Here is a 12978-nt window from a genome sequence, read left to right on the forward strand (position 1 = left end):
CGGATCGACTCGCCGCGCTTCATCAGGTCGAAGCCTTCGTTGATGCGCTCCAGCGGCAGCGTGTGCGTGATCAGGTCGTCGATATTGAGCTTGCCTTCCATGTACCAGTCGACGATCTTCGGCACGTCGGTGCGGCCGCGCGCGCCGCCGAAGGCGGAGCCTTTCCACTCGCGCCCGGTCACCAGCTGGAACGGACGCGTCGAGATTTCCGCGCCGGCCTCGGCCACGCCGATGATGATCGACTTGCCCCAGCCCTTGTGGCAGCACTCCAGCGCCTGGCGCATGACCTGCGTGTTGCCGATGCATTCGAACGAGTAGTCCGCGCCGCCGTCGGTGAGCTGGATGATGTGGTCGACCACGCTGTCGACATCCTTGGGGTTGATGAAATGCGTCATGCCGAACTTGCGCGCCATCGCCTCGCGCGCCGGGTTCAGGTCGACGCCGATGATCTTGTCGGCGCCCACCATCTTCGCCGCCTGGATCACGTTAAGCCCGATGCCGCCCAGGCCGAACACGACCACGTTGGCGCCGGCCTCGACCTTGGCGGTGAACAGCACCGCGCCCACGCCGGTGGTGACGCCGCAGCCGATGTAGCAGACCTTGTCAAAGGGCGCATCCGGGCGGATCTTCGCCAGCGCGATCTCCGGCACCACGATGTGGTTGGCGAAGGTCGAGGTGCCCATGTAGTGGAAGATGGGCTTGCCGTCGATCGAGAAGCGCGAGGTGCCGTCCGGCATCAGGCCCTTGCCTTGCGTCGCGCGGATGGCCTGGCACAGGTTGGTCTTGCGCGACAGGCAGAACTTGCACTGTCGGCATTCCGGCGTGTACAGCGGAATCACGTGGTCGCCCGGCCTGAGCGAGGTCACGCCCGGGCCGACATCGGTGACGATGCCGGCACCCTCATGGCCCAGGATCGCCGGGAAGATGCCTTCCGGGTCCGCGCCGGACAGCGTGTAGTAGTCGGTGTGGCAGATGCCGGTGGCCTTCACTTCCACCAGCACTTCGCCGGCGCGCGGGCCGTCGAGGTCGACGTCTTCGATGGTCAGCGGGGCGCCGGCTTTCCAGGCGATGGCGGCTTTGGTTTTCATGGGGTCCTCCGGGATCAGGAATATGGGGCGGCTTGCGGGGCGGCGCGGCATCGAATGCAGCGCAGGCAGGCAAGCCCTGGCCGAGGACATGACTATACGATCTTCCAGCGGTGGCAGGGCAGCTTTGGCCGATCAGCGGTCAGCGAAGCCCGCCGGGGCCGGGACCTGCGACGGGGATGTCACGGCTTGAGTGCCTTCGCGTCCAGGCTCCACAGCTTGCGGTCACTGGTCGACACCGCGACGGCGCCATGTGCCAGCGCGTCGCGGATATCGTCGCGGTTGCAGACAAAGCCCGAGGTCACGATCGGCGGCAGCGCCTTGCGGTCCGCTTCCGGCAGGTGCGACAGCATCGGCGCCGGCATCAGCTGCACCAGGTTCGGGTCGCTCTGCTCGAGCGCCTTGACGCTGCGCGGCCAGGTGGAACGGTCGGTGACGAAGACCTTCTGCATCGTCACCATGCCGGCGCGATTGGCGCGCTGGATGGTGGCCACGCGTGTAGAGACCAGGCTGGTCACCCCGATGTCGGCCAGGTATTCGACGCCGCCCTTGTCCTGCGACAGGCCCTCGCAGCTGTCGATATTGACGATGACATACTTGCCGGCGCCGGCCAGCGTCGCGATCACGCGCTGCAGCTTGCGCAATTCGACGTTGGCGACGATGCAGACTTCGGCGACGCTTTCGAGGATGGCGTCGATCTGGTCGACACCGTAGAGCGTGCCGATGACGGGATGCCGCGTCAGGCGCGCACCGAGGGACCTGTCCATTGCGGATTACTTCGCTTCATTGGCGAGCCGGTCGCCGAGACCCAGCTTGCCGGGGTTCAGGAGATGCTGCGGGTCAAGTGCCTGCTTGACCGCCGCCAGCAGCGGGAGCGCCGTGTCCAGCGACGACGCCATGTAGGGTGCGCGCAGCAGCCCGATGCCGTGGTGGTGGCTCAGTGCCGCATTGTATTGGATCAGCACCGCATTGGCCGCATCCCACGCCTGGCGGTACCATTGCTGGCGGTCCTCCACCGCCACCTCGCCGCGCAAGGAAAAGTACAGGCAGGCACCGTCGACATAGGCATGCGACTGGTGCGCGGAGCCCGCGAGGGTGCCCGGCACGGCGTTGATCGCCTTGACCACGTCGGCATAGATTGCGGCCAGGTCGCGCCAGGGTCCGCACATTTCCAGCGTGTCGGCGACAAAGCCGGGGCTGCGCTTGAAGCCTTCGGCGCTCTTGCCGGTCAGGTAGCGCGTGTCGAGCCAGCGCTCGAAGATGGCGGCGCTGTCGAGTTCCTGGCCGCGTTCCCGGCACACGCGCTCGCTGATGGTCATCACGGCATCGACTATCTCGCGCGCGCCTTCGTCGGCCACCAGCAGCACATTGGTGTCGGGCAGGCCGAACTGGACCCCGCTTTCCAGCGCGTCATAGAGGCGCAGCGCCGCCGGGTTGGCGCCATGCTGCATGATCTCGCGGCAGGCATCCAGGCCGATCGCGAAGCTGCTGAAGCCATAGGCGATGGCGCGCCCGTAGTCGGGCAGGCGATGCAGCTTCAGGCGCACGCGCACGATCACGCCCAGCATGCCCTCGGAGCCGATGAACAGTTGCTGCAGGTCCGGGCCCACGGCCGCGCGCGAGTAGCCGCCCACGGTGACCAGGCTGCCGTCGGCCAGCACCACGTCCATGCCGAACACCATGTCTTCAATCTTGCCGTAGCGCGTGGACAGCTGCCCGGCGCCGCGGCAGGCCACCCATCCGCCAACCGTGCTGATCGCATACGAAGAGGGCCAGTGGCCCATGGTCATGCCGAATTCGCGCTGCACGGTCTGCTCGAAGATGTCGCCGAACATGCCGGCTTCGACCTCGACGATCTGGCTCTCCTTGTCGATCCCGACCAGGCGGTTGAGCGCGCACACGTCGAGCACGATGCCGCCGCGCACGGGCAAGGCCGCTCCGGTCACGTTGCTGCGCCCGGCCGACACGGTGACCGGAATGGCGCCGGCGCTGGCGATGCGCATGACGGCCTGCACCTGTTCGACGGAGGACACGCGCACGATGACGGCGCGCGGCGTGGCGGGCTTGCCGGCGGTCTCTGTAATCATGGAGCCGGCCCACCAGTCGCGGGTCCATGCCACCACGTCGGCGGTTGCTGTCAGCACTTCGTCGGCAACCGCACGCAGGGCCGCGAGATCTGCGGCACTGACCGCGACCGCATCGCGCTGCAGGCCGGGTGCATCCGGTGTGTCGCGGATATTCGCCGCGTAACCGGGCGGGGTATGGGCGCCGATGACGTAGTGGCCGCGGTTGTAGCCGCGTTTGATGGCTTCCTTGCTGATCATGCTAAGTCTCCCATGAGGACGGATTTTTCGTGCGCGACGGCGGCGAGGTATTGGCTGACCTGCTGCGCCACGGCGGCTTCGGACAGGCCCAGTTCGGCCTGAAGGATCTGGCCCACCCGTGCCGCGGCGCGGGCGGAGGCATCGCGCGCCATCAGGCGCGCGCGGATGCGTCGTGACAGGACGTCGTCGACCGTGCCGGCCAGTTCATGGCGCGCGGCATAGACGATCTCGGCTTCGGTATAGGGCAGGCCCTCGACGATCGGCCTGGCGAGGGCGGGATCGGCCTGCAGGATGTCGCTGACGAAGCGGGCTTCGGTGCCATAGCGCTCGCCCAGGTGCGCGGCCATGCCGCCGGAGGCGACGATCGCCTGCGGGTCGTAGCCGGCCGCGCCGAGCAGATAGGCAGAGCGGGTCCGGCACTTGCCGCGCTTGCCGATCACCTGCTGCGCGGCGTCGATGGTTTGCTCGGCCATGTGGCGCGAGGTGGTGAGCTTGCCGCCGACAATGGTCACGAGCCCGTCGTGCGCGGTATGGATCTCATGGTCGCGCCGGATTTCCAGGGTCTTGCCGCCGGGTGGCGCCACCAGCGGACGGCAACCGGCGATGCTGCCCACCACGTCCTGCGGCGAGAGGTCGACCTTCAGCGCGGAGCGCGCGCCCTCGAGCAGGAAATCCAGTTCCCGACGCGTGCACAGCACGTTGTCGAGGTCGCCGTCATAGTCTTCGTCGGTGGTGCCGAGGTAGGACACATTGCCCCAGCGCGTGATGGTGGCGCGGCGGCTGCGGCCCGGTACCGGGATCGTCACGGTGCAGTCGTTGCGGATCTTCAGCCACGGGATGGCGACGTGGACGCCCTTGGCGGGGCGTATCTGCAATGGCCTGGCTTCGCCCGGACTGCGGCCGCTCCAGTCGCGCAGCCAGACCCCGGTGGCCATGATGACCGCGCCCGCGCGTACGCGGATCTCGCGCTCGCCGGCGTGGACGATGGCGCCATCCACCTTGCCGTTTCCGTTGCGGGTGATCGCGGTGACGGTGGCATGGTTGAGCACGGCCGCGCCGTGGAATGCCGCGGTACGCGCCAGGTTCAGGGTCAGGCGCGCATCGTCGACGCGCGCGTCGAAGTACAGGTAGCCGCCGGTCAGGTGTTCCTCGTTGAAGGTCGGGCAGTGCGACAGCACCTCCGCCTTGGTCAGCTTCTGGTGCAGGATGCCCTCGCGCCATCCGCCGGCCAGGTCGTAGGTCCATAGCAGGCTCTCGAAGGCCTTGGCGAGGCGCTTGTCGAAGACGCCGTTGCGCTCCATCACCGGGAACAGGAAGGGCAGCCGTTGCACCAGGTGGCGCGCGTTGCGGCGCAGGCGCTGGCGCTCCAGCAGCGAATGGCGGACCAGGCCAAGGTTGCCCTGTTCGATATAGCGCAGGCCGCCGTGCACCATCTTCGACGACTTGGAAGAGGTTCCCGCGGCGAAGTCGTCTTTTTCGACCAGCGCCACGCGATAACCGCGCAGGCTTGCATCGAGCGCGGCGTAGGCGCCGGTAACGCCGCCCCCGACCACCAGGATGTCGAATGCATCCGTGCCCAGGCGGTCGAGCAGGTCTGCGCGTACCAGCCGCAACGGCTCCGTGCCGGTCATGGCGGCACGCTCGCGGTTCGCGCTGCGGGAGGGAAAAATCACCATGTCTGTGGTTGCTCCTGGTTAATGGGTCTGGATGGGCATCCCGGCCGGCTTGGCCGCGAGCGCATCGGCATGGTCGAGTTCGGAGGCCACGCGCGCCTGCCAGTGCGCGCGCCGCTGGGCACGCTGATCGGCGCTGATTGCCGGCTCGAATACCGCCTCGGGCGTGGTGGTCGCGCACGCCTGCTGCATCGAGTCCCACAACAGGCCGGAAGCACCGGCAAGGTAGGCGATGCCGCGCAGGCTGGCGCGGTCAGTCTCTTTCATGCGGTGGACGGGAATGCCGCTGAGGTCGGCCTGCATCTGCAGCAGCGCATCGCTGCCCGACAAGCCGCCGCCAACTACCAGCGCCGATACCGGCACGCCGGCAATGTCCTGGTTGGCGTCGATGCATGAGGCGACGGACTGCGCAATGCCTTCCAAGATGGCAAAGGCCATCTCGGCGCGCGTCGTTGCCATCGAGATGCCGCTCAGCGCCGCGCGCGCCTCCGGCTGCATGCGCGGCACGCGCAGGCCGGTCAGCGCCGGGATAAAGGTCACGCCCCGCGCCGACGCCACCGTGCCGGCGAGCGCGCTGATCTGCCTGGCGTTGTCGAACCAGCCCAGCTTGCCGCAGACCCAGTCGAGTGCCGAGCCGGTGGTCGCGACGAAGGTCTCGACCGAGAAATGCGATATGCCCTGTTGCCGGCGCGCCGTCATGGTCAGGGTGCCGTCCGACAGGCCGGTGCGTGCGGGCAGTTGCGGGCCGACCATCAGGTCGACGAAGCTGCCGGTGCCATGCAGGCACATCGCCTGCCCGGGATCGAGGCATCCCAGGCCGATGGCGCCGGCGAGCTGGTCGCCGGCACAAGCCAGGACCGGCACGTCGATGCCGAGCACCCCGGGCCGGGTGCGACCGAAATCGTCCGCGTCCTGGCGCAGTTCCGGCAGCAGTTCGCGCGGGAAGCCGAGCGCGTCGATCCAGTCGAGCTGGTAGCGGTGTTCCGTCAGCACGTAGGCGTTGCAGGACGTGGCATTGGTCGGCGTGGTCAGGCATTCGTGCGCTGTCGACAGGTGCCAAAGCAGCCAGGTGTCAATGGTGCCGAAGGCGAGCCTGCGCGCACGGAAGGCTTCAGCTACCGCAGGTGTGTCGCGCAGGTGCCGTGCGGCCCACAGGTATGGCGAGCGAACGCCGCTCGGGCGACCGACGGTCTGGCGCAGGATCGGGTCCCATGCCGGCGCAAGTTGGTTGAGTTCCGCCGCATAGCGCGTGTCCTGCCACACCATCGCCGGTACCAGCGCGCGCCCGGTGCCGGTATCCCACAGCACCGCGGTGGCGCGCTGGGTGGCAACGGCGAGGGCGACGACGTTCAGGTTTTCGCCGGCCGCCTGCGACAGCGTGGCTCGGCAAACTGCCAGGGTGCGCTCGAGCAAGGCGTTGGCGTCCTGCTCCACCACGCCGGGGCACGGACTGTGGATCTCGAGCGTGGCGTAGTGGAGGCATTGCACATGACCGTCGGCGGACACTACCGCGGCCCGCGTGCCCGAGGTGCCTTCATCGATCGCAAGGATGACGTCGCTGCGCTGGGTCATGGCCGGGCCTTTTCGATGACGGGATGCATCAGGGCCGACGCGTCGGCGATATCGCCCTTGAACTGCGGCGCATCCGCTTCGTTGTCGGGATGGATCGTGGTACGGGTCGGGTCCCATCGGATCGAAAAGCAGACCAGGCTGGCCAGCAGCGGCACCACCGACAGGATCTGGAAGGTGGTCTCCAGCCCGTACTGCGCGCGGAATAGCGGGAACACCAGCAGGCCCAGCGCCGCGCCGATGGCGCCGAGCGCGCCGATGATGCCGTTGGCGCCCGCGCGCAGTTCGCTGCGGAATGACAGCGACGACAGGCTCTTGCCATTGGCGCCGGGCCCGGCAGAGTGGAACAGGATGAACAGCGACGGCACCACCACGGCCATCCACATCGGCATCTTGCCGTTGAACAGCCCCAGGATCAGCAGCATGGCGAACACCGCCGCGAAGCCGAATGCCGAGGCGCGGCGCAGCCCCAGCGTGCGGCCGACCAGCGGCGACAGGAAGCCGCCGACAATGCCGCATAGGTTGAACACCAGCGCGCCGATGGTCGCGTAGACGAAGTCCTTGCCGAACAGCGCGGCGCTGATCAGCGGCAGGTACCAGCCGATCGCGAAATACTGGATCGACTGCCCGATCTGCACGGTGGCCGCGAGAACGGTGCGCGGCAGATAGGTGCCGCGGAAGATCAGCAGCACGTTGGCCAAGCCGCGGCGCGCCTGGTTGAGAACGCGGATCCGCTCCGCCGGCGGCGCGGCAACGAAGGCGCGCCCGTAGATGCGCGTCATGGCGCTGGCGGCGGCCTCGAGCTGCTCCTTGCGCGCCAGCCAGGTCGGGCTTTCGACCAGGAACAGGGCCTGCAGCAGCAGGATGGCCACGCCGAACACCGCTGTGGCGGCGACCGAGTAACGCCAGATCGCATCGCCGACGTCCCACGAGTGGAACAGCAGCGCCAGCAGCAGGTTGGCGCAGACGGCCGTGTACCACATGCCCTGCCATGTGTTCAGCCGGCTCTTGAGCTTTACCGGGGTGAACTCCGCCAGTACGGCCATGGCGATGGCAAAGTCGATGCCATAGGCCGCGCCGACAAAGAAGCGCCCGGCCAGGATCACCTCGAATCCGGGCGCAAACACCACCAGCAGCGCGCCGGCCACCGCGAGGATCTTGGCCAGGATCAGCGGACGGACACGGCCCCAGCGGTCGGCCATCCAGCCGCCGATCGGATTGAAGGCAATGGCCACCCACGACGCAAACGACGTCAGCAGCGCGACGCTGGCGGGCGCGAGCTGGAGGTCGCGCGTCATCGGCCCGAGGCCTGCGCTCAGCGCTGAATTGGAAAACGCGTCGAGGAACAGCCCGCCCAGCGCGAGCCACCAGATGACACCGGCCCTGCCGCGTATCCCGGGGCAGGAATCGATGTAGGCAATGACATCATCGATGCCACGAAGCTTGATCGCAGAGGTTTGCACGGCGGTCTCCTTTTACTTGTTCTGTAAGAGGCCGCGGCAACCGCAAGGCGCGAAGAGACCATCTTACAGATGGTCTCTATCTGGATCTGCGAGGCCAATGTATGACTTCGCAGGGGGGAGCGTCAACCGGGAAAACCCTTGATGGCGAGGCTAGCGTGCCGGCACATTGCGCGCCGCATGGCCACGGCTGGCATCTGCCGGCTCAAGCTGGCCCGCATGCCGTCGCCCCAGCCACCAGCCGAGGCCCGCCCAGCCTACCGCGAGCAACGCGCCCGCCAAGGCCACCGTCGCCGGATGGCCGGACAGGGCATCGATCGCGGTCTTGACCCAGGCGCTGACCGCATCGCCCGCGCGGTAGACGGCGGTGTCGATCACGTTCTTGGCCTTGTACTTGGTTTCGGCATCGACCACGGTGAACAGCATCTCGCGGCCCGGGCGCAGCAGCGCGTATTCACCGACGCGCCGCAGGATCATGACGCCGGCCAGCACGCCGAAGGTGGGCAGCAGCGCCAGCACGACGAAGCCAGCGGCAACGGCCAGCGGCACCGCGGTCAGCAGCACGGTGACGCCATAGCGGCGCGCCATGCGGCCGGTGAAGAACAGCTGTACCAGGATGGTCAGCGCCTGCACCACGGCATCCAGCGCGCTGAACACCTGGGTCTGGCGGGTGCGCTCGGGGAAAGCCTCGGCGACGAGCCGGGCCTGCTCGAAGTAGAGGAAGGTGCTGGCGGTGGCCAGCAGGATCACGAACAGGCCGATGCCGAGCAGGTAGCGCGAGCGCAGCAGCAGCGACAGCCCGGCCAGCAGCCCGCCGCCGATCGGATTGGCCGGATCCTGCGCCGCGCTGGCAACAGCCTGGTCCGGCGGCTCCACGCCGGCGCCGGCACGGCGACGCCAGCCGAACAGCCAGCCCACCCCCGGCAAGGTGGCGGCCAGCAGGGCGGCCGACAGCAGCATCAGGCCGGTCAGGCCGATGTGGGGCACCAGCCAGCCGCCCAGCACCGGCCCGGCCAGTCCGCCCGCGCTGGCGCCGGCGGCCAGCAGCGCGAACAGGCGGCGCGCCTGCTCGGGCCGGAACACATCGGCCATCAGGCTCCAGGCCACCGACACCACGAACAGGTTGAACACGGATAGCCACACGTAGAACACGCGCGCCAGCCAGACGTTGTCGGGCAGGACGCGCGTGGCCATCGCAAAGGCCAGCAGGTTGGCAATGAAGAAGGCATAGACCCATGGCACGAAGCGGCGCCGCGGCAGCCAGGCGCAGACCGCGCCGTAGAGCGGGATCGCCGCCAGCATCACGACAAAGGTGGCGGTGAACAGCCATTGCAGGTTTTTCACGCCGCCGGCAATGCCCATGGTTTCGCGCACCGGGCGCAGCATGAAGTAGCTGGCGAACAGGCAGAAGAAGAACAGGAAGCCGGCCACCACGGCGCCGGCTTCGCCGCTGCGCACGCCAAAGCCGCGCCACAGGCGGGCCGGGCCACGGGTGGATGCGTCGCGCGCGGGCTTGTCCACGGCGGGGCGGCTCAGCGCAGCAGCGCCGCGATGCGCTCGCGCTGGCCGGGATCGGGCATGCGGCCGAGCGCTGCGCCGAGGTTGTCGGCCATGTTGCGTGGCTTGGAGGTGGCCGGGATCGCGGCGGTCACGGCCGGATGGCTGACGACGAACTTCAGGAACAGCTGGCCCCATGAGCCGCAGTCAATGTCGCCGGCCCATGGCGGCAGCGCGCGGTCCTTGACCACGCGGAACAGGCGCCCGTCCTGGAACGGCCGGTTGACCAGCACCGCCACGCCGCGCGCCTCGCACAGCGGCAGCAGCGTGCGCTCGGCATTGCGCTCGCCCACGGAGTAGTTGATCTGGACGAAATCCACGCGCTCGGCGCGCACGATTCTTTCCAGCGCCTCGTGGGCGTCGTCGCGGTAATGGGTGATGCCCAGGTAGCGGATGCGACCCTGTTCCTTCAGCTGGCGCAGCCAGCGCAGATTGCCCTGCCAGTCGATCAGGTTGTGTATCTGCAGCAGGTCGACCTTGTCGACGTGCAGGTCGGCCAGCGACCGTTCCCATTGCGCCTGCGCCGGCGTGCCGGAACGGGCCGAGATCTTGGTGGCGAGGAAGACCCGGTTGCGCGCATTGGCCGCGCGCAGCAAATCGCCGGTCACGGCTTCGGCGCTGCCGTAGCTGGGCGCGGTATCGACCACCGAGCCTTCGGTCTGCAGCAACAGCCCCATGACCTCCGCCAGCGGCTTGCGTTCGTCGGGGCCGGAGCCGACGTCGAAGGTGTCGGCGGTGCCCATGCCGATCACGGGCAGGGCTTCGGTGGTGCCGGGAATGGTGCGGCGCAGGGGCGCGGCAACGGTGACGGCATGGGCCGGCGGCGCTGGCACGATCCCGGTGGCGGCCAGTCCGGCGGCCAGGCCGAGGAATGAGCGACGATCGATCGACATGGGAGGGTTTCCCGGCGAGTCACTGACTGGTTGACCTTAGGCGTTGAGCCCGGCCGTGTAAACCGTTGCGTGCGCGACGGAACCCTAGTGCAGGCGAGGACGATATCCCACGCCAAACCGGACGGACAAGGCGCTAAGGCGCTGGTCCAGCGTCCAGAGGCGGGCACCGGGGGTGATCAGGGTCGAAGCCAGCAAGGTGACATCCACCAGGCCGCAGCCCAGCCCATACAGTTGCTCGCGCTCCACCAGCGAGATGACTTCTCCCAGCGTTGCCTGCCTGGCGGCCTGCAGCAACCCGATGTCGCCGAGCGTCTGCGCCCGCGGCGCCGGTGGCGTGCCGCAGGCCAGTTCAGCCACGACCAGGGGATGGGTCAGCACCTGGTCCGCTTCCATCAGGCGGATCAGGGCGTCATTGCGCTGCCGGAAATGGCCCACCCACACCGAGGTGTCGACGAGCACGTTCATTTGACGTCGGGTTCGGGATTGCGGCGCGGTACGTCTTGCATGCCGGGCGCTGCGCCGCCGAGGGCCGCGAGGCGCTTGGCGGCCTGCACCCGAACGAATGTCTTGATTGCCTCGCGAAACAGGTCTGCCTTGTCCATGCCGGGGTCCGCCATCTCCAGTGCTTGTTCATACAGAGCGTCATCGATCGTGACTGTCGTGCGCATCGCAGGCTCCTTGAATCAGGTTTGATGACAATATGCATCAAAAACGGAATCAGGGCAAGGCCGCAATCGCTTGCGGACCGGATGCTGCCGACACGCTTGCAGTATTGGCTGCCAATACCAGGGCGTCGATGAGAGATGTCGCATTCCGGGCCGGGCAGGCCTGGTGCCGGAGCCGCCGCGGCGCGGCCCCGGTCACGGTCCGTCGTCAGATCAGCGTGGCAAGGCCCAGCGTCAGCAGCAGCGCGACCACCGAGATGATGGTTTCGCAGACCGACCAGGTCTTGAAGGTCTGGGCCACGGTCATGTTGAAGTACTCCTTGACCAGCCAGAAGCCGCCGTCGTTCACGTGCGACAGGATCAGCGAGCCGGCGCCGGTGGTCAGCACCAGCAGTTCCGGGCGGGTGCCGGGCACGCTGGCGGCAATCGGCGCGACGATGCCCGCTGCGGTGGTCATGGCAACCGTTGCCGAGCCGGTGGCGATGCGGATCATCACCGCGACCAGCCAGCCCAGCACCAGCACCGAGACATTGGCGCCGGTGGCGACGTCGACGATGGCGGTGGAGATGCCCGAGTCGCGCAGGATGCGGCCGAAGCCGCCGCCGGCACCGACCACCAGCGTGATGATGGCGGTGGGCGCCACGCACTCGTTGGTGAACTTGAGGATGGTCTCGCGATTGAAGCCGCGCGCCTTGCCGAAGGTGTAGAAGCTCACCAGCGCGGCGATCAGCAGCGCCATCACCGAGTTGCCGATCAGCTTCAGGAAATCGTTGGCGAAGGTCTTGGGCGCGGTGAACAGGTCGGCCCAGCTGCCGATCAGCATCAGCACCACCGGCAACAGGATGGTGAACACCGTGATGCCGAAGCCCGGCAGCTCGTGCGATTCCTTGACGCGCTCATCCTCTTCGGTGAACTGCTCGGCCAACGGGTTGTATTCGGGCAGCTTGACATAGCGGTCCATCAACCGGGCGAACAGCGGGCCTGCCAGCGCGGCGGTGGGAATGCCCACGATCAGCGCGTACATGATGGTCTTGCCGATATCTGCGCCGTATGCGGTCACCGCCAGCAGCGCGGCGGGGTGCGGCGGGATCAGGCCGTGCACCACCGACAGTCCTGCCACCATCGGGATGCCGACCAGCACCATCGACGTGCCGGTGCGCTTGGCGACGTTGAAGGCGATCGGCACCAGCAGCACGAAACCCACTTCGAAGAACACCGGCAGGCCGACGATAAACGCGATGGTGGCCATGGCCCAATGCACGTTCTTCGCCCCGAAGAAATCGATCAGCGTGTTGGCGATGCGCTCGGCGCCGCCGGACTCGGCCATCATCTTGCCCAGCATGGTGCCCAGGCCTACCACCAGCGCGATATGGCCGAGGGTGCCGCCGACACCGGCTTCGAAGGACTTGACGATCTCGCTCATCGGCATGCCCACGGCAAAGCCGAGCAGCACCGAGACGACCACCAGGGTAATGAACGGGTTGAGCTTGTAGCGCGCGATCAGCACCACCAGTGCGATCACTGCGATCAGCGCATACACCAAGAGCGTGGTTCCGGTGACGGCACCCATATTGTCTCCTTGCGTGGAAAAGAGCCGCTTGTGGCGGCAGCAGAGGTTTGGCTTTCTTGTTTCTCTCCCAGTGCGGGAGAGTCGGTGGGGGAGAGGACATGCGTGGCAAGCAATTTGGCGACTCACCTTGTGGTGGCGCCGGCCCTCTCTCCCGGCCCCTCTCCCGCGCGCGGGAGAGGGGA

Annotated in this window: 11 protein-coding genes; all 11 read right to left on the reverse strand. The window is 67.7% G+C overall.

All coding sequences use genetic code 11. The features are described from left to right. Positions 1–1088: S-(hydroxymethyl)glutathione dehydrogenase/class III alcohol dehydrogenase (locus tag AC3FMM_RS28380; RefSeq protein WP_488687783.1), on the reverse strand; the 1088-nt coding region annotated here is incomplete at its 3' end. Between the two features lie 179 nt (positions 1089–1267). Then, positions 1268–1852, reverse strand: a complete 585-nt coding sequence (locus AC3FMM_RS28385; protein WP_488687784.1) for a glycerol-3-phosphate responsive antiterminator — start codon at positions 1850–1852, stop codon at positions 1268–1270. Positions 1853–1858: 6 nt separating this feature from the next. Then, positions 1859–3409, reverse strand: coding sequence for an FAD-binding oxidoreductase (locus tag AC3FMM_RS28390; RefSeq protein WP_488687785.1), 1551 nt, complete (start codon positions 3407–3409; stop codon positions 1859–1861). Next, positions 3406–5085: a glycerol-3-phosphate dehydrogenase/oxidase gene (locus tag AC3FMM_RS28395; RefSeq protein ID WP_488687786.1), complete on the reverse strand. Its 1680-nt coding sequence runs from the start codon at positions 5083–5085 to the stop codon at positions 3406–3408. Before AC3FMM_RS28395 ends, AC3FMM_RS28390 begins: the two co-directional genes overlap by 4 nt. Positions 5086–5103: 18 nt before the next feature. After that, a complete protein-coding gene (locus AC3FMM_RS28400) occupies positions 5104–6654 on the reverse strand; it encodes an FGGY family carbohydrate kinase (protein ID WP_488687787.1) in 1551 nt (516 codons plus the stop codon). Further along, complete coding sequence (locus tag AC3FMM_RS28405; RefSeq protein ID WP_488687788.1) at positions 6651–8114, reverse strand: MFS transporter; 1464 nt, start codon at positions 8112–8114, stop codon at positions 6651–6653. Before AC3FMM_RS28405 ends, AC3FMM_RS28400 begins: the two co-directional genes overlap by 4 nt. Positions 8115–8264: 150 nt before the next feature. Next, positions 8265–9632, reverse strand: a complete 1368-nt coding sequence (locus AC3FMM_RS28410) for an NTP/NDP exchange transporter (protein WP_116314352.1) — start codon at positions 9630–9632, stop codon at positions 8265–8267. Between the two features lie 11 nt (positions 9633–9643). Then, a complete protein-coding gene (locus AC3FMM_RS28415) occupies positions 9644–10561 on the reverse strand; it encodes an aldo/keto reductase (protein ID WP_488687789.1) in 918 nt (305 codons plus the stop codon). An 84-nt stretch (positions 10562–10645) separates the two neighbouring features. Continuing rightward, on the reverse strand, positions 10646–11026 hold the full coding sequence (locus tag AC3FMM_RS28420) for a type II toxin-antitoxin system VapC family toxin (protein ID WP_025581516.1): 381 nt from the start codon (positions 11024–11026) through the stop codon (positions 10646–10648). Next, complete coding sequence (locus AC3FMM_RS28425) at positions 11023–11229, reverse strand: type II toxin-antitoxin system VapB family antitoxin (protein WP_012355939.1); 207 nt, start codon at positions 11227–11229, stop codon at positions 11023–11025. Before AC3FMM_RS28425 ends, AC3FMM_RS28420 begins: the two co-directional genes overlap by 4 nt. A 205-nt stretch (positions 11230–11434) precedes the next feature. Further along, complete coding sequence (locus AC3FMM_RS28430; RefSeq protein WP_115713349.1) at positions 11435–12796, reverse strand: GntP family permease; 1362 nt, start codon at positions 12794–12796, stop codon at positions 11435–11437. Positions 12797–12978: the final 182 nt, after the last annotated feature.

This window comes from Cupriavidus sp. 207A1 (genome assembly GCF_057798955.1).

Excerpts from the sequence above, each read along its gene's own strand:
- AC3FMM_RS28395 (WP_488687786.1), bottom strand. The coding sequence starts at position 5,085 with ATGGTGATTTTTCCCTCCCGCAGCGCGAACCGCGAGCGTGCCGCCATG.
- AC3FMM_RS28400 (WP_488687787.1), bottom strand. The coding sequence starts at position 6,654 with ATGACCCAGCGCAGCGACGTCATCCTTGCGATCGATGAAGGCACCTCG.
- AC3FMM_RS28430 (WP_115713349.1), bottom strand. The coding sequence starts at position 12,796 with ATGGGTGCCGTCACCGGAACCACGCTCTTGGTGTATGCGCTGATCGCA.
- AC3FMM_RS28415 (WP_488687789.1), bottom strand. The coding sequence starts at position 10,561 with ATGTCGATCGATCGTCGCTCATTCCTCGGCCTGGCCGCCGGACTGGCC.
- AC3FMM_RS28425 (WP_012355939.1), bottom strand. The coding sequence starts at position 11,229 with ATGCGCACGACAGTCACGATCGATGACGCTCTGTATGAACAAGCACTG.
- AC3FMM_RS28385 (WP_488687784.1), bottom strand. The coding sequence starts at position 1,852 with ATGGACAGGTCCCTCGGTGCGCGCCTGACGCGGCATCCCGTCATCGGC.
- AC3FMM_RS28420 (WP_025581516.1), bottom strand. The coding sequence starts at position 11,026 with ATGAACGTGCTCGTCGACACCTCGGTGTGGGTGGGCCATTTCCGGCAG.
- AC3FMM_RS28390 (WP_488687785.1), bottom strand. The coding sequence starts at position 3,409 with ATGATCAGCAAGGAAGCCATCAAACGCGGCTACAACCGCGGCCACTAC.